The organism is Latilactobacillus sp. (assembly GCF_033176295.1).
GTDB classification, from domain to species: domain Bacteria; phylum Bacillota; class Bacilli; order Lactobacillales; family Lactobacillaceae; genus Latilactobacillus; species Latilactobacillus sakei.
In genome coordinates this window covers 86,078-103,869 of record NZ_JAMQEX010000002.1, presented here as the reverse complement: position 1 = coordinate 103,869, position 17,792 = coordinate 86,078, and the positions used below count along the sequence as shown (strand labels likewise).

Sequence of the window (17,792 nt, the reverse complement as noted above, 5' to 3'; positions counted from 1 at the left end):
GACAGTGCCATCGGATAAACCGCCTTGTATAAACCAGCAATACTTTGTTCATGGCCAATTGTGTCAAAAATAATATTAACGATAATCAGGACTTGCAACGTTATTAGAACACTAATCAGTTCCTGATTATCCCATCACTTTTCTTCTATTATACGCTATCATTTAGCAAAATAAAAAAGGTATCGCGGCAAAAATTCATTTCACCGCAACACCTTTTTGATAGTCTAATATTAATCCTCAGGAGATGCCCAACTTATGACACACGCACTTTACTTTTATTAGTGCATCAAGCGTTGTGCCTTTTGAGCGGCAACGTTCATGATGTTCCAAGGCCGGTCGAAACCAGGTTGGAAGAAGAAGTCAGCGTAAGCTAAATCGTCAACCGTCATCTTGCCTTGGATGGCTAAGGAAATGGCGTTGATATTAGCTGTGACGTCTGCTTTAGACATGATTTGTGCGCCTAAAATCCGACCCGTTTCGGGATCGAACGTTAATTTGAATTTAACTTCTGGATTTTCGTCAGCTGGAACGAAATGCGGACGATAAGTTTCCGTTACAACGACGGATTGAGTCTTGACGCCTGACTTATCAGCAGTTCCTTCTTTAATCCCCGTTGAAGCAAAGTGATAATCGAAGACACTTAAGGCTGATGAACCAGAAACAGCTGGTACGGGTTGGTCAGCTGTGACCAAGTTTTTAGCAGCGTAGCGACCTTGACGGCGGGCATTCGTTGCTAAAGCGATTGGGATTTCTTCACCAGTAGGTGCATATTTAACAACCGTTGCATCCCCCACCGCAAAGATATCAGGTTGACTCGTTTGTAGATATTCATTGATCTTAATCCGACCACTGCGGTCTAAATCAAGCACATCTTTCAACCAAGCTGTATTGGGACGAATACCAGCAGCTTCGATGACTAAATCGGCATCATATTCGGCTTGATCCGTCACAACCTTAGTAACTTTACCGTCAGCACCGCGGTATTCCTTAACAGATTGTCCGACTGCTGGATAAATATTATGAGCTTGCATTTCAGTTGTTAATTCATCTGTAAATTCTTGATCGAGGTATAAACTCAATAGACGTGGTAAGACATCAACAACTGTCACGTTTTTACCAGCTTTGGCAAAGACTTCAGCAGCTTCGATACCGATATAACCTGAGCCAATAACAACGACGTTTTTTACAGTTGGATCAACTGTTTTGGCCTTGAGCTTAATCGCCCAATCACGACCACGCATTGCATAAACGTTAGCTAAATCGCGACCAGCAACGGGGAGTTCAAATGGCACGGCCCCGACACTTAAGACGAGCTTATCGTAACTTTCTTCACGAGTTGTATTATTTTTTAAATCCTTAACCTGAACCGTATGTTGGTCAGCGTTAATGGCTGTAATAGCTTGTTGTAAACGAACATCGACACCTTTAGCACGCATGCCTTCTGGCGTTGCATAGCTAACATCGTCAACATTCTTGACTGTTCCTTCTAAATAGAGTTGCATCCCACAGGATAAGAACGATAGAAAATCGCCCTGTTCGTACCATTGGATTGTTGCATCCGGATAATCTAGTAAACTTTCTTGAACTGTTTCGAACCCACCATGGGATGAACCGACAACAATAATTTTCACGCTGATCACTCCTTATCTATTTCGTACAATCTAATTATAACGCAGATAATAATTATTACAAATGAATTCGGTTACGCCGCCATTCTTTTTATAGTGTTTACCGTTATTCACATGCTAAACTAACAGTACCAAAAACTTCGATTGGAGACTAAGTAATTGCTCAAACAAAAATTAAAGCGCAATATTCCAACATTGATCTACCTCGTAACCCTCTATGTCGCCTACCAAATTCTCACCACGATTATCACCGTTTTTACAGACCAAACGATTCTCAAAATGGCCAAGGAATCGCCTAGTGGCTTCATTGTTTTATTTGGGGGCTTTTACTTCTTATATATTATTCTTGCTGTTGGCGTTTTATACTCAGGCCACATTCTCTCTAAACAAGATGGTCATTATGAACTTTCATTATTAATCCTGAATATTCTATCGACTTTCACGACGCTCACCACGATTATCCTGAAATTTTCGGGCGCTCAAATGCCAGCGCCATTATTACCAATGACCTTCTTCATTATCCTTACCACAATTTCGTTGGCAACCACCTCGAAATTGTGGCAGATGCGAGCCAACCGATTAGCTAAAACAAATTAATCAAGGCATGCAGAATCATTGAACATTTCAAATCCTTCGTCCAGTAATAAGTGGCACCTAGAATCCAGCCCATCGCGCAATAAATCAACCAATTATAATTAATTGCTAATTCATGCATGCTGCCAAATATCAGCCCTGATACAATGATCTTCAAGAAACCATTAAACCTTGTTTTCTTCAGGAAAAAGAAATTAAAAAAGAGCCCTCTAAATAATAGCTCTTCAATTGTTGGTGCGATTAAGCCATTGCCGATTGTTGTTAAATAAGGCGCTGCTTGCATTCGCTGATCAATCACCACCTGATTTTGTGGTAACGCTAGTGGATTCCACTGTTGATCAAACCAGTTTAACAAGTAACTCGCTGCTAGCATAAGCAATATAATCCCAACCTTCTTAATCACTGGGACCGCTACTTCTGGCCCGTTAGCTTTTGACAAGCGACGATAAATAACCAGTAACAAGGCCAATAAAAGCCCCCACATGATTAAATCAAACACGATAAACCGCATTTCATGCTGGGCTAGATAATGATTGCTAACCCCTAATAATTCTTCAACATAGATCACACTGGTTAATAAAACTAAAAAAATGAAATAACAGACGCGCTTCATAGTAACCATTTCAAACCACCTAATTTTTTGATTTAAGATTAGTATCCCATAATCTGTTTCAACTGTTGGTCAATTCTAATGAACGTCAATAATTGCTCGATAAACGTCAAAAAAAGGTATCGCGAAAATTCGCGATACCTTTTTTGAATGAACTAACCAACAACACCCTTGCTTGTGTCTGCTGGTTTGAAGAGGTGTTCAATAATACCTGAAACCCGTGTTAAATCAACATTACCGCCTGAAACCATCGCAACAATGTTCTTATCTTCAAGCCACTTAGGATCAATCTTGCCACTTAATAAGGCAGCCGTTGGTAATGCACCAGCACCTTCTGTGACAATCTTAGTCCGTTGCATCAAGTCGGTCATTGCCATTGCGATTTCGTCTTCAGTGACTAAGATGAATTCGTCTACTAGGTTTTGAACAACTGGGTAAGTTAAGTCTCCTGGAATAGCCACATCGGTACCATCTGCTAATGTGAAGTCATCATGGTGACTTGTAATTTTGCCAGCATCGATTGAAGCCGCCATCCCGTGTACATTTTCAGATTGAACCCCAATAATGTGAATTGATGGGTTAAAAGATTTCAAAGCTGTTGCCACACCTGAAATTAAGCCGCCCCCACCAACAGGGATAATTACTGTGTCGACATTCCAAATTTCATCTAAGATTTCAAGCCCGATTGTGCCTTGGCCAGCCATGACTTCACGATCATCGTAAGGATGAACGATTGTCATGCCTTTTTCTTCTGCTAATTGTTCCATGTATAAACGTGCATCGTTAAACGTTGCACCGTGTAAGACAACGTTAGCACCGTAGCCAGCCGTTGCTTCTTGTTTAGCAATTGGGGCTTCTTCTGGCATAACAACTGTTGCATCAATTCCCAATAACTTAGCGGTTAATGCGACACCTTGTGCATGGTTACCAGCTGATGCTGTTACAATCCCACGTTGACGTTGTTCTTCAGTTAAATGATTAATTTTGTTATTGGCACCTCTAAATTTGAACGAGCCTGTTAATTGCATGTTTTCTAATTTCAGATAAACATTGCCCTTAGCGACATTCCGGCTTAAAAACATCGATTGAATTAATGGTGTTTCCCGGATGTAAGGTTTGATTGTTGCCCGCGCCTCTTCAATATCACGAATATCACAAATGTCAGCTGTCTTCAAAACTAAATTATTTGTTGCCATAATGGCCACCTCTTCCATATTGATTAATCCTGAACATGAATATTAGTGCCTTTTGTACTATCATTCACAATTTAAATGTAGTCCTCTTTGGCCCACTTGTCAAAGGGAATCCCGAGTTTATTAGAACGTTTTCATATGGTAATTAGCAGCTTCTCATTATTATCGACATTTAACGTCCAATCGCATTAAACTGCGAAAGACTGACTAATTGGAAGTCTTGCTCAACTTTTAAATTTAAAGATTGTTCAATTAGTTCAATCACCTTTGCTTGTCCCAAACTGCTTCGAATACTATAACCTTCACCATATAAACGAATTTGGTCGAACTGCCCTTGAAGCCGTTCAATGACTGATGCTGCTTCTAACGGCGTCTTCAACGCCAATAAATACCAACTGGTGGTGCCATCACCTGTTAAACTCATATGCTTAAAGAAATCAAAATACGTTTTATCAAACATTATCAAAACCTCCTTTTATATATAAAGCGCTATCAATAGTTGTATAATAGCATATGATAGCTATAAAACAAGGAGATGTCCCAATGAAAGAAGCCATTTTAGTCTATACAACCCTTCCCTTAATTATTGGGAGCAACTTTAGCAGTCACCACGAGCAGGAATTTGTGATGCACTTAAACACCGCGCTTGCCGCCAAACAATTGGATTGGCATGTTTCATTAGATGAAAGTTTTGGAGACAGCCAGGCCATTAAGGCCAAAAAGCCCGCCGCCTTAATTCTAAAAAATGGCTTACAGCACCAATTTGAGCGGCACGATTTTGATCAAAACCAAATCTACCAACTTGGCGCACTAGAACTATCAACACTCAGTACACGCTCAGTCGTCGCATTTTTAGCGAATCATTAAAGGGGTTGGGACAAAAGTTATTTTTGTCCCAACCCCTTATTAACTTTCAAATATTTATCGTTGTACCGTATTTTATAACGACATTAACTGGATCAGGGCCGGTGAAACCTTAAAGCCGTTAACCATCAAGAAATAATTGATTGCTTGTTGATAGTCATTGCGGCATTGACTATCCAAGTACCCGCTTTTAACAGCCGCTGCGCCCTTGTTTAAATGAGTCGCTAATTGGTAATCTGCCGCTACTTGCGGATCACTCAAGGCGACTTCAATTAACCGCAAAATGTTCAGCAATCCTTGATCACTCGCCAACTTTTTTCCTCCAATTCGACAAGCATCATCAGCCCTTCTTAGTGAGTAAGTTTTCAATAATTAACCACAAACCCAACACAATACAGAAGAAGTCAAACCACCATGAAATGGTGCTGATACTTGCATTAATAATCGACCAGCTTGAAAATAAAAGATAGAGCCCGAAATAAAAATCAATTGCTTTATAAAAAAAGTGATTAAATGTCATTCTAATTCCCCTTAAAAAATGCCGTTAGTAACCATATCGAATGTTAGAGAGTGCCGTTAGTGCTTTGACCTGTTCAGATTGCGCAGCCGATAAAGTCAAACCGTCTTCTTGAAGCGCATTGGCAATTGCCAAATTTAAGCGACTCAAGATCAAGGGCACACTTGCTTTTTTACTTTCAAGTTCTGCCTGATAAGTCGTTAAAACAGTTTGTAAAGCAGGTCCTTTCGAAGCATCTTGTAAGTCCGTTAATAATGCCTTAATTGTTATAATCGCCTGTTCACTACGTTCTGAACCACCTGAATACCATTTCATATTATCCAACTCCTATTCTTAATGCATACCGCCAAACATCATTGAAGAGGCAATTAAACCGTAACCTAAATTCAAATCGCGTAATCGTTTTTGATCTAATTTTTCTAATTTATGATGAATGTAACCATATAAATTGCGATTAGCACGCGGTAAGCTTATCGATACGATGTAATTTTCATGATAAGCATTGTAGATATCGACACAGACACTAAGTGAATCTGCACCTTCGATTAATTGTTTGGCACCTGCCAATAAGGCTGCCTTGTATTCATATTTTTGTGGTTGATTTAATAAATCTTCATTGTAAGCTGCATCGATTAAATCGAATAGTTCTTGATCATTAATTGCCAATATAACCAACTCCCTTATGACACTATTATGCTGCCAATTACCATTTTCGAGTAAAAAAAATATTAACGTTCAACTTTATCGGTTAAACGTTAATATTTGGTATTAGTATGTATTCTTATTACTATTTCGAAGGCGCAAAAACTAAGCTTTATCGCCTAAAAATAAGCCTGATACGATTAATGAAATCCCTATTATGACACCAACAATATCCAACCACCAAGAAACACTAAACATCGTTTCATTGAATACTGCAAAACTAGCTATTAAGGCCCAAATACCAATATAGAGATCTAATGATTTATAGAAATTCTTTTTTAAACGCATTATTAATTCACTCCTCCATTTAATTTATTATGCTAATGACGGTCCTTGAACTTAATATCAATAAACAAGGTCATCCCAATAATAAGCATTATATCCGCTAGTCTAAAACGATCTTCATTGCCGAAGATGATTAATAGACCAATCCCACCTATTATTAATAAAATTGAAATAATAATTAACACGTTACTTTTCTTAAGAAACACTATTTTTATATTCTCCTTTAACACGCTTAGTAAACTACTGCAATAAAAGCAAGTAAATTAATACCGATATGAACCACTATTGGGTACATTAGTTTGAATATCGTTAAATCATAAATAATTGCAAAAAAATAAGACCGCTATTGCTCAAATCCAATAACCAACCAATATCAGACTCTCCCCAGATACGAAAAAGTATAAATAACATGGTAGCACCTAGTATAGCGATATATCGGCATATCAAATTATTAAAGGATTGATATCGCTTCAATTCTACATATAAGTTATACTGAACTACTCGTTGAAAGATAATTTCTTCAGAAATTGGTCCTGCAATTACTACTAGTAGAAAAAAGCCAGAATAAGCCAACGTTATGACGAATAGTGTTCACTAAATCATTTTGATTTACTGTACTACCTAAATTTGGAATAATATTTTGATAAATAAATTGATAGAAAATATTAAGCATTATAAATATTGGTACTAATAAAATTGTTTTTTTCTCCAATTTAATATGCCCAGACCTAGTATCATTATTTCGATAGACCAAAAAAATAATTGAATTTTTCCTTGGTCATCTTATTTGTCACCCTTTTCTCGATGCAACTAAAACTAATCCCCCATGGCTTATTCTCTTAAGCGTGTCATACATTCCTTACCAGCTGGCTCGTTATCTACTAACATTATTTTATTGAGATTAACGTTAACAGTACGTTTGAATTTAAGCTAATATGCTACGCTATTTCTTACTAAATAAAAAGATTAATGTCCAAATTTATGAAGTGAACCCCAAAAAATTGGAGTAGTTTTGGGGGTTCACTTCATTATCGATTAGACGCTAATCTTTTTTATAATAGTATATTCACAGCTAACAATAAGGAGTCATATAATAGATGCGCATATATCCCACCTCTTAATGTATCATTCGATTTCCAAGCCATCGAAAATCCATACCTAGAAAATCCTACAATTAGACATATTGCAATATTGAACTTATAAATCTCTAAATGGATTAATGCAAAAATTAAACAGCCAATTAAATTAGCCAATAGCCAATTAAATTTATATTCTGTTAGCCAAGTGGCTATTGGTAAAACAATCCCAGCGACCCATAATTCTTCACCTATTATGTTTAAAAAGATAATTAGCAAGCTCACTAATTGCCACTTTACAGTAATTGACTTCAGGAATGGAATATTGCCATTCTGAGTGACCGCCACTTCTCCAAAAAACATCATTAACACAATACTTATTCCAAAGACAATTAGAAAACTTAATCCAACTGCTGATAATATTTTTCTCACAAACGGTCGTTTTAGCGGTTTTAATAAATCTTTTGTTGATTGATAACCAAATAATACAATCAGTGCACTATACGAAAATAAGATTAAAAATAAGCAAGATATATTAAAAAAAGAAATTTCTAGACTAATACGACTACTCAATAAATAACCTATTATTAATAATACAAACCCACCAACAGCCCTTCTCTGGCTAATCACTTCTAACGTATTCAATTATCTTACCTATGATTTCATTAATTTAGTGTCTTGGTTTGTAGCGACCTTTGCTCCCAATCGCTATTCCTATATCAACACCGGCACGAACTAACTTACCAAGACCATATGCTAGATTATTTCGTCCCCCAATAACTAGTCCTAATTTATCATCTTCAATACTGCTGAAACTATCCAATTTTTTATTCATAAGAATACTCCTTAATTTTATTTAATATCCAATAAATCCTTTACCAAAACTAACAATAGGATCTCCAAAATAATGCCAAAAGAAGCCACCCTTTTTCTTTTTACCACCTTGTACTCCAGCTAAAACATTATTATTCAATACTTTGTATTCACTTATTCTCTCCATTTTTACACCCTTAATAAAAAATTTATTTTATCATTAAAATTACCATAAGATGTCTTTACATCGGCCGATATCTTATTATCTTACAAAATAATTGTAACGTAATTTTTGAATCATCTTACAAAAAAATATTAACGTTCAACTTTATCTGTCAAACGTTAATATGCGCTACATCATTTGTTTTAATTTAGCTACTAGTTCTCGTGATTTACGAAACGAGACCTTTGCTTCACTGCCATCGATAAAACTTAAGCTACGCGTTTTACTGTCATAATTGGCAATATTAGATAGGTTAACTAAGTAACTTTTATCACACCGAAAGAGCATTGGATATTGGGCTTCCAGCGCATTTAAATTTCCTGGAAAGGTAACCTTTCTAGTAACGGCTAACAAATTAATATGCCCCGGATTTTCTTTTTCAGTATATAAATAAACAACTTCCTTTAATGGTAATGAGAAAAAGCGAGGACCGATTTTATAACTAAATAAATTTTCTCGGTGATACGCTGCTGCTTCATTTTGCTTCTCAGCCAACAACAGATCATCAATCAGTTGCCTTTTGATTTCAGCCATTGATTGGTCCTTGAGAATGTAATCTAAAGGCGCTATTTTTCGTTCTAACGTTAATAATGTCAGTTCCTCGTGGGTTGTAATGAAGACAATTTGCGCAAACGGCATCATCTGCCGAATCTTAGTTGCCACTTCTAAACCGGCTTGGCGGTTATCTTCAATTTCCATATCCAAAAAGAATAACCCTCGTTGTTGGTCCTTAATTGCTGCCAACAATGTCTCAGTGTCACTGGCAGCGCATTTTAAAGTCATTCCAAATTCGTTAATCATAATCGTATTCGCGATAATTTGCTGATAAATCGCTTGTTGCTGTAAATCATCCTCTAATAAATAAACAGGATACAAATTAAATTTCCTCCGTAATCATCAATGTCTGTCGTAACTTTCTATTTTCAATCTGTGTTTCTAAGAATAAATTGGTTTGTTTGGCAATCAAATCCTGCACATTAGCTAAACCAGTCCCCCGACCAGCGCCTTTCGTTGAATAGCCTAACTCTGAAAATGCTTGGATATCCTTAACTTGACTGGCCGTATTTTCAATCGTAATTTCGATTAAACCATCAGATTGTAAGAAAGCACAACTCACCAATTTATCGGTTTCTTGAACGGCTTGTTCAATCGCATTGTCTAATAAAATACCGATAATCCGAATAACCGTTAATGAATTAGCGGTTGCTAATTCGATTGGTTCGGTCATTTCGAATTTTAAAGTAACACCAGCCTGTTTGGCCGCCAAAAACTTTTGAATGACTAATCCTCGAATAGGATCATTTTTCAAGTAATCGAGTTGCGCAATGACTGCCCCTTGGATTTCACTTTGAGTTGGCCGTTGTGCTAATAATTCTTGATAATACGCCTTAAATTGTTGCTGATCGCCCTTTTCGGCAAAACTCTCCAACGACAACAAGATATTTTGATAATCGTGCTTAAATCGCCGTAATTCGGTGTACTGCTGTTCGATATTGACTAGGTAATCTTGAAGTTGTTGATTCCGCGCAATTTTATCTTCTGTTTCCTGTCGTATCGCATATGTTTTAATAGATAGCATAATCTGAGAGCCCATTAAAAATGTAAAAATAATAAAAACCAATACTATAACCACTTGCAAGGTAGCAGTTACGGATTGTATATTACTAATTATTAAGACTAATTCCATTGCTAAAAATAAAGTTAATAACATATAAAAAACTGGTTTTTCCAAAGATAACATTTTTATTTCGCTAGTAATTATTAAAATCTGTTTATTTTTCCAATGCTTTAATCCAGATAATGCTAATAGCAAAATAATTGATAAAACGATAGTGCTTACTACTAGTAGTTCAGAATACCTATCATCTGAATTCATCTTCATCATCAATAAAAATAACTGACAGATATACCCACTTAACATAAATAAAATAATTTCAATTAAAGTAGCTAGAAGAATGTAACTAGCATGGACCAAATCAATATATATACTTTTTTTCTTTAGTACTCCAAATAGGATGCACCCAATTATAAAAACAATGAGATATGCATCCTCTATTATTAGACCAACTATTCCCAAAAAAAATGCGATTACTAAATCACTAAACAAGTAGTAATACTTATACCGTTTCTCTAAATAATGATTTATATTCAATATGGAAAAAATCACAACAGAATTTTGTAACAAGCCCAAAATTAGATTGATTTTAATCACGTTACCGCGCCCTTTTAATGATGCTTAATCCATTTAGTAATTTTATTTAAATACTCTCGTGAACTAAATCCCAGACTACATTTTTGTATTCCGACACCACCGCTTATTTTTTGCAATTCTTTTTCTGAAAGTTTTTTAAATATCATCATACTTTCTCCTATTCTTTAGTCTAATCAAATTATACATAATTCACAAGCGGATCTTATTTTTTAATATTAACGTTAGTTTTTTTCGGATTAACGTTAAGAACTCTATTGAAGTTGACAAAATTTACTAAGAAGACTAGAACAGATGTTGATAATACTTTTTGTGGAGGCTTTTCATTATGACTAATCAAGAAATTGCTAAGGAAAACATTCATACACTTTACAACAGCCTAATGGCTCATCCAGATAAATCAAACGCGCTTCTCGACATTACCGATGTTTTGAGTCAGGTCTATCTCACACTTGAAACTACCAAGAATCCTGAAGCGTTAGTCAACCGCCTCGCAAATTATATTTATAGTGTTGGCTTTGGTAAAATTCATCTCAATAAATCTGAAGAACAATTATTAATCGACCTAGGTGCATATGGTCAAAGAGCCGGCTGGAATAGTGTTTATCGTGGCGACTATACCGCTAAAGCTGAATTTTTCAACTATTCCGATGCCCGTAAATACGCTAGAGTTTAAACTAAAAACGCGACTAAACAATGAATCACAAGATTCGTTATTTTAGTCGCGTTTCTTTTTTTATTTTTTCATTTGTCGGCGTTTAGCCAGTTTTTCATTCATTCGGCGCACATCAATCCAGTTACTAATTTGCAATCCTAGCCAAACGAGAGCGTAAATCAGTGTTACGAACAATACATGACGCACTGGATGGGCTATAAAAATGGGCCACAAGCCGTTATAAATGCCAGTTAAGCCAACCAGTAATAAAACACCACAATAATGGCTAAAGAGCGCCCATGCGAACGGTATTTTTTCGCTATCAAAAATCATTGATATAATCCCAATTAAGGCACTCATGACCCAATTACTTAGAATATTAGCACGCGTTATTGTAACCGTTGAATTGAGGCTCATGATGACCACTAAAAAAGTAAATGAACCAATCAATAACCCAATCCCCGCACTTTTTAAACTTTCTTTCAGCATCTTTTTCACATCCCTAATTGTTGTCGCAACTCTGGTAAGTATTTACGACTTACACTCATCTTCAACTGATTCGTTAAAAAGGCCGTCATACTACCAGAAAAAGCAGCCTCTAACGATTGGAGATGGTTCAAATTAATCGCGGCCCCTTTTGCAACTTGAATGAAATCTTGTTGGTTTAATTTGCTGAGTATCTTCTTCAAAACACCCCGAATTTGATAGGTCGCCTTAACCGTGTAGAGCGTCACATCATTACCGTAGACCTCTAGTGCGATAATCTCAGCAGTTGGCACTAACACGACCCGTTCATCAACTGTAATCGGATAAACATCAACCGATTGCTGGCGGGCTTCCAGCGCTTGAATCAATTCGATGACCGTCGGCGAAAGGTGGGCAGCTTGAACCGTCACTTGAATATCATCATCTGCCAAGTCTTTATTTTGTTCAAAATTAACCTTCAAATCACCCACCACCTTTTATCTGCTTATTATACCTTATTGATTGCTTTGCGACGACTGCTCTTAGCAAATACCAGTGTGAGCGCGCCAAAGACGACACTAAAGCCCGCTAAGATTAAGGCATTTGCTTGCCAACTGGTTAAATGCTGCAACTGAATGCCGATGCCTAACGTCTGTTCAAACTGATGACGTAATTGAGGCACCTGTTTGAAAGTCATTTTTAGTTGATCAGCCATCAATATTTGGCGATAGATAGCCGCATTATATGGAAACGGCGTGATTTTCATTAAATTTTGAGCGGCGACCGGAACAGCTCCAATTGGTAAGTAAACCCCTGCAAAAAAGCCGGCGGACGTCCCTAAAATGGTGCCGATTTTCCCTAAAGAATCCAGATTCGTGACAAACGATAAAATTAGTACGTTAAACGTCGTCCAGACAATGCTACTCAATAACATTATACCCATAACGGGGAAGATTGCTGCTAGCGACAACACAAATTGATCCGTGAGGTTAAAATAACCAACCATTGCTGCAAACATGACCAACTGCATCAAGATGCCAATGATCACGGCACTTACTAAGTAGCTGAACTGAATGCCGATGAAGGACATATCAGTTAATGCTAAATCGGCCAGTGTTCCCGATTCGCGATCGACAATCATCTGATTCAAGCCATTGGCAGTTGTGGTGACCGCTGTCACAGCTAACGTCCCACCGATTAACCAGGGATCAAGTAACTTCTGTGGAGCCGCTAATTGTGACCAACTGGCTAGCATATTATGCTTCAAAAAAACGAGGTACAATACAAACGCAATTAACGCGCCCAATAATGAAAAGAACACCCCACTTTTGTTACCGAAATAAAGCGCTAAGTGCCGTTTAACTAAAGCCATCATTGGCGAATCTCCTTTCCTGTTAGTACCATAAAAATATCATCCATATTACCCTGACGAAATTCAAAATGGGTAACCACCGACTGCACTTTTGTTAATAGTGTGATTGCCTGTTGATCATCAGGTAGCGCAATCTGTAATTGATGATTTGTTTGCAAGACACGCCATTCTGGTGCTAATTGGGCTAAGACAGCTTCGGGATAATCGGTTTCAATCATCAACTGACTTTGTGCATAGGTTGCTTGCAGTTGCTCAACCGTATCGGCCGCAATAATTTGACCATGATCGATAACATAGACAAAATCAGCTTCAGCTGCCTCTTCTAAATAATGCGTCGTCAAAATAATCGTTAAGCCCTGTTGCTGACGTAATTTGTTTAGCGTCTGCCAGATAACGGTTCTCGTCTGAATGTCCAAGCCAGTAGACGGTTCATCCAAAAAAAGTAGTTTAGGTTGATGAATCAATGCCCGAGCAATATCAACTCGCCGGCGCTGACCGCCCGATAGTGTCCCGTAAGTTTGCTTAAGAATCGACGTTAAACCAAAAGCGGTAATCAATTCACTTTCAGGTGTTAAAGTGACGCCTTGGTACATATCAGCACGACTTTTGAGATTTTGCCAAACCGTCAACTGATTATCCAAAACGCTTTTTTGGAAAACAACACCAATCTGCTTTTGATATTGGCGACTATCCGGCCTGAGACCTGCCATCTCAATTGTCCCGGCAGTCGGTGCAATCGTACCGGTTAATAAATTAATCGTGGTTGATTTACCCGCGCCATTGGGGCCTAAGAAAGCCACTAGCTGGCCGGTTTGAACCGTTAAATCAATCTGCTTAACGGCAGTTTTAGTGCCAAATTTTTTTGTAATCCCTGTTGCTGTCAGTAATGTCATCGCTACAGCCTCCTTATCAATTACCTCAGTTTACTGGCAAAGTGGCTGGCTTGTCCCCTACTTCTAGATAAGTGGTCTGAATACTGCGACAAGTTGTTCTTTTAAGCGCATCAAAAAAAGAAACGTCACTAGTGACGTTTCTTTACTTTATTAAGCCGCTTATTATGTTGTTTGGTTGCGCGTTTCTTATATTTCTTCTCCTGATTTTCCAGTAAACTGAAGCATAAGTATACGCCACCTAAGACCGTTAAAATGGCTAAGATTAACCCTACCTCATCGAAATCATTGGCCATATATTGTTCCTCATAGTGGTGCCGCTCATGATGCATATGATGGTAATAGCTATAAGGCACACCCAGTCTCTGGGCAATTGCGGTCAGCCCTTTTGAATAAGCTAGATTCAACATAATCATCACCGCAAAGCCACCACCAATTATTCCGATCCACATCACGACTTTGAGCCATACCGGCCATTTCCTTTTCTGAGTCATCTTAGTTACCCCACATAACGATTTTTATTTAGTATACCTGAAGCAATCTAGTAAAAAAAGGCGCCTGATTTGTTTATAAAATAGTAAAGTTCTGTCCACTCAATTGAAAGAATCGCTTGTACCATGTGATACTTAAATCACTATTGATATAAGGTAGGTTTTTATTCATGCACAAATTCATTATTGTTATTCACTAGCAGGCCTCGTGGGTACTTATAGCTTACTCGGTGCACTTCTCAGTTTATGGGAACCCCACTGGCAAGCGATTCTATTAATTGCCGCCCTCACGATTGGTATTGCAGCGCTTTGTTCAGTGGCGTATCACAAAGCCACCACCTCAATCGGTCAGAACGCTCTACTACTCGCGGGCCTCATTATGCTGATACTGACAATCATCGCCAGTCAACAAATTGGTTATAGTGCAATCATCATTGGCTTAGTGCTTTGCATTGTTGGCGTTAATTTGAAGAGTTGGTTACAGATGAACACTAGGGCTCATTAATTTAAAAAATAAAAAAGCGCCGCAACAATCAAATTTCTGCTTGTTGCGGCGCTTTTATATTTAACTTACATGACATCAATTTTAACGTCGATATTACCACGTGTTGCTTTAGAATATGGGCAAACTTCGTGGGCTTTTTCGAGGTAGCGCTTCGTATCTTCTGGTGAGAGGCCTTCAATATGACCAACAAGTTCAACCCCGATATAGAAATCTGCAGGACCATCATTATAAAGTGAGACTGTTGCTTTAACCGTCGTTTCAGCTTTAATCTGATCCTGACTTAAAACGAGTTCCAAGGCACTGTTAAAACATGAACTGTAGCCAGCGGCGAAAAGTTGTTCCGGGTTGGTACTCTTACCAGTTTTATCTGTCCCCGGCGCTTTAATCACATACTTCGTTGATTTTTCTGGGTCGTAAACGAACCCGTTTCGGCCACCTTCATTAATCATCGTTGTTTCATATTGCTTTGCCATTTAAAATACCCTCTTTCTGAATTGGATACCCTTACTTTAGCATAGCGCCACTTGAAACAATAATAATCTGTTTGGTGGCTTATTGCCCCTTAATATAGGCGGTCTTATAACTCCACTGGGTCCCAGCGGTATTATGGATAATCCCTTTGACCTTCGGATTTTGGAGATAACCCGTTTCGTTTTGGTATAACGGTGTCAAGCTTTGTGTGCGGTTCAAGACTTGTGCCGCCTCGACCATATCAGCCCAACGTTGACTTGGGTCATTGGCATCTTGATTCGTGGCTAAATCAACAGCTTTTTGGTAAGCCGCATTCTTGAAGCCACCAGTATTATTGGCCGCTCCTGGTAGCATGATTTCTAAGAATGAAATTGGATCTTTGAAATCGGCCCCCCAAGCGGATAATAAGATATCATAGTCGCCCTCGTGATCGCGACTGCTTGCAACTTGGCTAGGCACTGTTCTTAAGTTGAGCTGGAAGCCTGGTAAGATTTCTTCCAACTGTCCTTTTAAATACTGGCTGACATAAGATGTATTCGGATCATCACTATCAACTGTTAATGAGAGTGTCACCTTCTTCATCCCGGTGGCTTTTAGCGCCTTTTGCCAATATTCTTTGGCCAGTTTCGGTTCGTAATCGACCGTATGTGGCACGGCTTGTGATTTGGCAAAGTCGACCTTTTTAACGGGTGAGTTGGCTAAACCAGAGGCGACAAAGCCCGTGACCGGATTTGTTTTAAAGCCATAGAGGCGGTTGTTCATTGTCTTCCGATTAATCGCCAAGGATAGTGCCAGACGCGCATCTTGATTATTCAAAATATGCTTGACCGGTTGATTGTCACTGTTGAAATTATATTTTAAGAAGTAAGTTTGCGCATATGGATAACGCTTGAAATCGCGATTACGACTATAATTTTCAACTTGTTGATTATCGAGTTGGGTTAAATCCAAGCGCCCGTCTTGATAGAGATATAACGCCGTGCTGGTATTTTCCAACACCGTAAATTTAACCGCACTTAATTTCACTTTCTGATGATCCCAATAGCGCGGATTTTTCTTGAACTGCCATTCTTCACTGGTCCCAGACCAACCTTTAAGCGTAAATGGTCCCGAGTAAACCATGTATTTTGATTTTGTCGCGTATTTCTTGCCGTACTTTTCAATTACCTTTTGATCTTGTGGCGCAAATAATGGATAAGCCATCAAGGTCTTCATGTAGGCAACCGGTTTGGTTAACGTCACTTGTAGCGTGTGTTTATCTAAAGCCTTGACCCCTAATTGCTTCGGATCTAATTTGCCATCCGCAATCGCTGGGGCGTTTTTGATATTACTAAATAGGTTCGTGTAAGGCGATTTAGTCGTTGGTTTAATCGTCCGTTGCCAAGCATAAACAAAATCTTGCGCCCGAATTGGATCCCCATTACTAAATTGTGCTTTTCTAATTTTAAAAGTCCACGTTAACCCATCTTCTGAAACTTGGCTACGCTTTGCTAAGCCCGCTTCAATTTTACCTTTTTGGCCGAGTCGGTATAAACCTTCGTAAATATTACCAGTTTGACCGTAGCCCGTTGAAGTCGAGATATCGATCGTATCAAGCGGCGCCTGTGCGCCTAACTGTAAAACTTGTTTGGCCTGCACATTAGCAACATTGAGGATTAAGAACAGACTACATAATAGTGCAGCCCCCAATCCGATGATGAATGTTCGTCGCTTCTTTAACATCGTATCCCTCCTTCTTACAATTTATAAGTGAATTATACCGAACAGCACCCAGAAAGTTAATTAAAAAGACTCAAAAAAGAGACTTATCTGCGATTTTCAGGTAAGTCTCCGCTTGGAACCGTTTTATTGCATAATTTCAAATAATGGTTGGCGGAATTCAGGGCCATACATAACCGCGCCCACCGGTATTTCATAGTTCAGGGCCTCATTAATTTTAGTCGTCCAAGTTGGCCCAAAACCACCACAAAGTTCGATAAACTGAACCCCTTCTGCCTTCAATTGTAGGGCTAATTCAATCACCGAGCCATCCGTTTTAGCACTTGGATCAAAACCGACCGTAATCATTTCACAGGTCCCAGCCTGATTGCGATTAATAACGGTATTTTGTTCCGGGGAAAATGCGGGTGAAAAATAGAAAAATGCCCATTTATGCAGGTTTTCTAAACTCATATTAACGCCTCCTTTATGCTTGCAAGCATAGTCAATTAACGACTGCGATGCAATTTT

At 38.3% G+C, this 17,792-nt stretch carries 28 protein-coding genes; 4 read left to right on the top strand and 24 right to left on the bottom strand.

Going from position 1 to position 17,792, the window contains the following annotated elements; all coding sequences use genetic code 11:
- Positions 1–278: 278 nt before the first annotated feature.
- On the bottom strand, positions 279–1,631 hold the full coding sequence (locus NDN60_RS02000) for an FAD-dependent oxidoreductase (protein WP_011374284.1): 1,353 nt from the start codon (positions 1,629–1,631) through the stop codon (positions 279–281).
- Between the two features lie 156 nt (positions 1,632–1,787).
- On the opposite strand from NDN60_RS02000, the gene NDN60_RS01995 reads away from it, so the two are divergent.
- Positions 1,788–2,225, top strand: a complete 438-nt coding sequence (locus NDN60_RS01995) for a hypothetical protein (RefSeq protein ID WP_056947476.1) — start codon at positions 1,788–1,790, stop codon at positions 2,223–2,225.
- On the opposite strand, the gene NDN60_RS01990 is transcribed toward NDN60_RS01995, so the two are convergent.
- The 3 genes from NDN60_RS01990 to NDN60_RS01980 all read right to left on the bottom strand — a co-directional run bounded on the left by NDN60_RS01990 (position 2,212) and on the right by NDN60_RS01980 (position 4,485).
- The gene (locus NDN60_RS01990) at positions 2,212–2,844 is read right to left on the bottom strand and encodes a CPBP family intramembrane glutamic endopeptidase (RefSeq protein WP_076632463.1); all 633 of its coding nucleotides are present in this window, start codon (positions 2,842–2,844) and stop codon (positions 2,212–2,214) included. The two genes, NDN60_RS01995 and NDN60_RS01990, sit on opposite strands and share 14 nt — an antisense overlap.
- 143 nt (positions 2,845–2,987) lie before the next feature.
- Positions 2,988–4,028 carry a bifunctional threonine ammonia-lyase/L-serine ammonia-lyase TdcB gene (gene tdcB, locus NDN60_RS01985; RefSeq protein WP_011374281.1) on the bottom strand — a complete coding sequence of 347 codons (1,041 nt, stop codon included), beginning with the start codon at positions 4,026–4,028 and terminating at the stop codon, positions 2,988–2,990.
- A 169-nt stretch (positions 4,029–4,197) separates the two neighbouring features.
- Positions 4,198–4,485: a hypothetical protein gene (locus NDN60_RS01980; protein ID WP_056947914.1), complete on the bottom strand. Its 288-nt coding sequence runs from the start codon at positions 4,483–4,485 to the stop codon at positions 4,198–4,200.
- A gap of 83 nt (positions 4,486–4,568) precedes the next feature.
- On the opposite strand from NDN60_RS01980, the gene NDN60_RS01975 reads away from it, so the two are divergent.
- The gene (locus NDN60_RS01975) at positions 4,569–4,892 is read left to right on the top strand and encodes a hypothetical protein (protein ID WP_035146515.1); all 324 of its coding nucleotides are present in this window, start codon (positions 4,569–4,571) and stop codon (positions 4,890–4,892) included.
- Positions 4,893–4,964: 72 nt separating this feature from the next.
- Here NDN60_RS01975 and NDN60_RS01970 read toward each other — a convergent pair whose 3' ends face one another.
- The 12 genes from NDN60_RS01970 to NDN60_RS09345 all read right to left on the bottom strand — a co-directional run bounded on the left by NDN60_RS01970 (position 4,965) and on the right by NDN60_RS09345 (position 10,863).
- The gene (locus tag NDN60_RS01970; protein ID WP_056947916.1) at positions 4,965–5,201 is read right to left on the bottom strand and encodes a hypothetical protein; all 237 of its coding nucleotides are present in this window, start codon (positions 5,199–5,201) and stop codon (positions 4,965–4,967) included.
- Positions 5,202–5,229: 28 nt separating this feature from the next.
- The gene (locus NDN60_RS01965) at positions 5,230–5,409 is read right to left on the bottom strand and encodes a hypothetical protein (protein ID WP_056947918.1); all 180 of its coding nucleotides are present in this window, start codon (positions 5,407–5,409) and stop codon (positions 5,230–5,232) included.
- A gap of 24 nt (positions 5,410–5,433) precedes the next feature.
- Positions 5,434–5,721, bottom strand: coding sequence for a bacteriocin immunity protein (locus NDN60_RS01960; RefSeq protein ID WP_056947920.1), 288 nt, complete (start codon positions 5,719–5,721; stop codon positions 5,434–5,436).
- Positions 5,722–5,739: 18 nt separating this feature from the next.
- Entirely contained in the window at positions 5,740–6,072 is a 333-nt protein-coding gene (locus tag NDN60_RS01955; RefSeq protein WP_056947921.1) for a bacteriocin immunity protein, read from the bottom strand.
- Positions 6,073–6,213: 141 nt separating this feature from the next.
- Positions 6,214–6,396 (bottom strand): hypothetical protein, encoded by a 183-nt coding sequence (locus tag NDN60_RS01950; RefSeq protein WP_011374274.1) that lies wholly within the window; start codon positions 6,394–6,396, stop codon positions 6,214–6,216.
- Between the two features lie 32 nt (positions 6,397–6,428).
- Positions 6,429–6,599 (bottom strand): hypothetical protein, encoded by a 171-nt coding sequence (locus NDN60_RS01945; RefSeq protein WP_011374273.1) that lies wholly within the window; start codon positions 6,597–6,599, stop codon positions 6,429–6,431.
- An 846-nt stretch (positions 6,600–7,445) separates the two neighbouring features.
- Positions 7,446–8,114, bottom strand: a complete 669-nt coding sequence (locus NDN60_RS01940; RefSeq protein WP_011374272.1) for a CPBP family glutamic-type intramembrane protease — start codon at positions 8,112–8,114, stop codon at positions 7,446–7,448.
- Between the two features lie 25 nt (positions 8,115–8,139).
- The gene (locus NDN60_RS01935; protein ID WP_011374271.1) at positions 8,140–8,304 is read right to left on the bottom strand and encodes a hypothetical protein; all 165 of its coding nucleotides are present in this window, start codon (positions 8,302–8,304) and stop codon (positions 8,140–8,142) included.
- 21 nt (positions 8,305–8,325) lie between these two features.
- Positions 8,326–8,469 (bottom strand): hypothetical protein, encoded by a 144-nt coding sequence (locus NDN60_RS01930; RefSeq protein WP_011374270.1) that lies wholly within the window; start codon positions 8,467–8,469, stop codon positions 8,326–8,328.
- Between the two features lie 165 nt (positions 8,470–8,634).
- Positions 8,635–9,381 carry a LytTR family transcriptional regulator DNA-binding domain-containing protein gene (locus NDN60_RS01925; protein ID WP_085391658.1) on the bottom strand — a complete coding sequence of 249 codons (747 nt, stop codon included), beginning with the start codon at positions 9,379–9,381 and terminating at the stop codon, positions 8,635–8,637.
- A gap of 1 nt (position 9,382) precedes the next feature.
- On the bottom strand, positions 9,383–10,084 hold the full coding sequence (locus NDN60_RS01920; RefSeq protein ID WP_157771044.1) for a sensor histidine kinase: 702 nt from the start codon (positions 10,082–10,084) through the stop codon (positions 9,383–9,385).
- A 647-nt stretch (positions 10,085–10,731) separates the two neighbouring features.
- Positions 10,732–10,863: a bacteriocin gene (locus tag NDN60_RS09345; RefSeq protein WP_157779290.1), complete on the bottom strand. Its 132-nt coding sequence runs from the start codon at positions 10,861–10,863 to the stop codon at positions 10,732–10,734.
- A 179-nt stretch (positions 10,864–11,042) separates the two neighbouring features.
- Here NDN60_RS09345 and NDN60_RS01915 point away from each other — a divergent pair, with 179 nt between their 5' ends.
- Positions 11,043–11,390 carry a bacteriocin immunity protein gene (locus tag NDN60_RS01915; RefSeq protein WP_099947630.1) on the top strand — a complete coding sequence of 116 codons (348 nt, stop codon included), beginning with the start codon at positions 11,043–11,045 and terminating at the stop codon, positions 11,388–11,390.
- A gap of 60 nt (positions 11,391–11,450) precedes the next feature.
- Here NDN60_RS01915 and NDN60_RS01910 read toward each other — a convergent pair whose 3' ends face one another.
- The 5 genes from NDN60_RS01910 to NDN60_RS01890 all read right to left on the bottom strand — a co-directional run bounded on the left by NDN60_RS01910 (position 11,451) and on the right by NDN60_RS01890 (position 14,590).
- Positions 11,451–11,858, bottom strand: coding sequence for a DUF3021 domain-containing protein (locus NDN60_RS01910; RefSeq protein ID WP_011374264.1), 408 nt, complete (start codon positions 11,856–11,858; stop codon positions 11,451–11,453).
- A gap of 5 nt (positions 11,859–11,863) precedes the next feature.
- Entirely contained in the window at positions 11,864–12,325 is a 462-nt protein-coding gene (locus NDN60_RS01905; protein WP_372743921.1) for a LytTR family DNA-binding domain-containing protein, read from the bottom strand.
- A 17-nt stretch (positions 12,326–12,342) separates the two neighbouring features.
- Complete coding sequence (locus NDN60_RS01900; protein ID WP_056948783.1) at positions 12,343–13,209, bottom strand: ABC transporter permease; 867 nt, start codon at positions 13,207–13,209, stop codon at positions 12,343–12,345.
- Positions 13,206–14,099 carry an ABC transporter ATP-binding protein gene (locus NDN60_RS01895; protein ID WP_056948785.1) on the bottom strand — a complete coding sequence of 298 codons (894 nt, stop codon included), beginning with the start codon at positions 14,097–14,099 and terminating at the stop codon, positions 13,206–13,208. The genes NDN60_RS01900 and NDN60_RS01895 overlap by 4 nt, the downstream gene beginning before the upstream one ends.
- Positions 14,100–14,227: 128 nt before the next feature.
- A complete protein-coding gene (locus tag NDN60_RS01890) occupies positions 14,228–14,590 on the bottom strand; it encodes a hypothetical protein (RefSeq protein WP_011374260.1) in 363 nt (120 codons plus the stop codon).
- 205 nt (positions 14,591–14,795) lie between these two features.
- Here NDN60_RS01890 and NDN60_RS01885 point away from each other — a divergent pair, with 205 nt between their 5' ends.
- Positions 14,796–15,092, top strand: a complete 297-nt coding sequence (locus tag NDN60_RS01885) for a hypothetical protein (protein ID WP_011374259.1) — start codon at positions 14,796–14,798, stop codon at positions 15,090–15,092.
- A 65-nt stretch (positions 15,093–15,157) separates the two neighbouring features.
- On the opposite strand, the gene NDN60_RS01880 is transcribed toward NDN60_RS01885, so the two are convergent.
- The 3 genes from NDN60_RS01880 to NDN60_RS01870 form a co-directional block, all read right to left on the bottom strand.
- The gene (locus NDN60_RS01880) at positions 15,158–15,565 is read right to left on the bottom strand and encodes an organic hydroperoxide resistance protein (protein ID WP_011374258.1); all 408 of its coding nucleotides are present in this window, start codon (positions 15,563–15,565) and stop codon (positions 15,158–15,160) included.
- Between the two features lie 79 nt (positions 15,566–15,644).
- Complete coding sequence (locus tag NDN60_RS01875; RefSeq protein ID WP_056948787.1) at positions 15,645–17,285, bottom strand: peptide ABC transporter substrate-binding protein; 1,641 nt, start codon at positions 17,283–17,285, stop codon at positions 15,645–15,647.
- Between the two features lie 123 nt (positions 17,286–17,408).
- On the bottom strand, positions 17,409–17,735 hold the full coding sequence (locus NDN60_RS01870; protein ID WP_025015936.1) for a DUF6506 family protein: 327 nt from the start codon (positions 17,733–17,735) through the stop codon (positions 17,409–17,411).
- Between the last annotated feature and the right edge of the window lie 57 nt (positions 17,736–17,792).

Coding starts and splice junctions, on each gene's coding strand:
- NDN60_RS01875 (WP_056948787.1), bottom strand. CDS start 17,285: ATGTTAAAGAAGCGACGAACATTCATCATCGGATTGGGGGCTGCACTA.
- NDN60_RS01870 (WP_025015936.1), bottom strand. CDS start 17,735: ATGAGTTTAGAAAACCTGCATAAATGGGCATTTTTCTATTTTTCACCC.
- NDN60_RS01950 (WP_011374274.1), bottom strand. CDS start 6,396: ATGCGTTTAAAAAAGAATTTCTATAAATCATTAGATCTCTATATTGGT.
- NDN60_RS01900 (WP_056948783.1), bottom strand. CDS start 13,209: ATGATGGCTTTAGTTAAACGGCACTTAGCGCTTTATTTCGGTAACAAA.
- NDN60_RS01880 (WP_011374258.1), bottom strand. CDS start 15,565: ATGGCAAAGCAATATGAAACAACGATGATTAATGAAGGTGGCCGAAAC.
- NDN60_RS09345 (WP_157779290.1), bottom strand. CDS start 10,863: ATGATATTTAAAAAACTTTCAGAAAAAGAATTGCAAAAAATAAGCGGT.
- NDN60_RS01890 (WP_011374260.1), bottom strand. CDS start 14,590: ATGACTCAGAAAAGGAAATGGCCGGTATGGCTCAAAGTCGTGATGTGG.
- NDN60_RS01990 (WP_076632463.1), bottom strand. CDS start 2,844: ATGGTTACTATGAAGCGCGTCTGTTATTTCATTTTTTTAGTTTTATTA.
- NDN60_RS01975 (WP_035146515.1), top strand. CDS start 4,569: ATGAAAGAAGCCATTTTAGTCTATACAACCCTTCCCTTAATTATTGGG.
- NDN60_RS01895 (WP_056948785.1), bottom strand. CDS start 14,099: ATGACATTACTGACAGCAACAGGGATTACAAAAAAATTTGGCACTAAA.
- NDN60_RS01930 (WP_011374270.1), bottom strand. CDS start 8,469: ATGGAGAGAATAAGTGAATACAAAGTATTGAATAATAATGTTTTAGCT.
- tdcB (WP_011374281.1), bottom strand. CDS start 4,028: ATGGCAACAAATAATTTAGTTTTGAAGACAGCTGACATTTGTGATATT.
- NDN60_RS01910 (WP_011374264.1), bottom strand. CDS start 11,858: ATGCTGAAAGAAAGTTTAAAAAGTGCGGGGATTGGGTTATTGATTGGT.
- NDN60_RS01960 (WP_056947920.1), bottom strand. CDS start 5,721: ATGAAATGGTATTCAGGTGGTTCAGAACGTAGTGAACAGGCGATTATA.
- NDN60_RS01920 (WP_157771044.1), bottom strand. CDS start 10,084: ATGCTATCTATTAAAACATATGCGATACGACAGGAAACAGAAGATAAA.
- NDN60_RS01965 (WP_056947918.1), bottom strand. CDS start 5,409: ATGACATTTAATCACTTTTTTTATAAAGCAATTGATTTTTATTTCGGG.
- NDN60_RS01915 (WP_099947630.1), top strand. CDS start 11,043: ATGACTAATCAAGAAATTGCTAAGGAAAACATTCATACACTTTACAAC.
- NDN60_RS01935 (WP_011374271.1), bottom strand. CDS start 8,304: ATGAATAAAAAATTGGATAGTTTCAGCAGTATTGAAGATGATAAATTA.
- NDN60_RS01980 (WP_056947914.1), bottom strand. CDS start 4,485: ATGTTTGATAAAACGTATTTTGATTTCTTTAAGCATATGAGTTTAACA.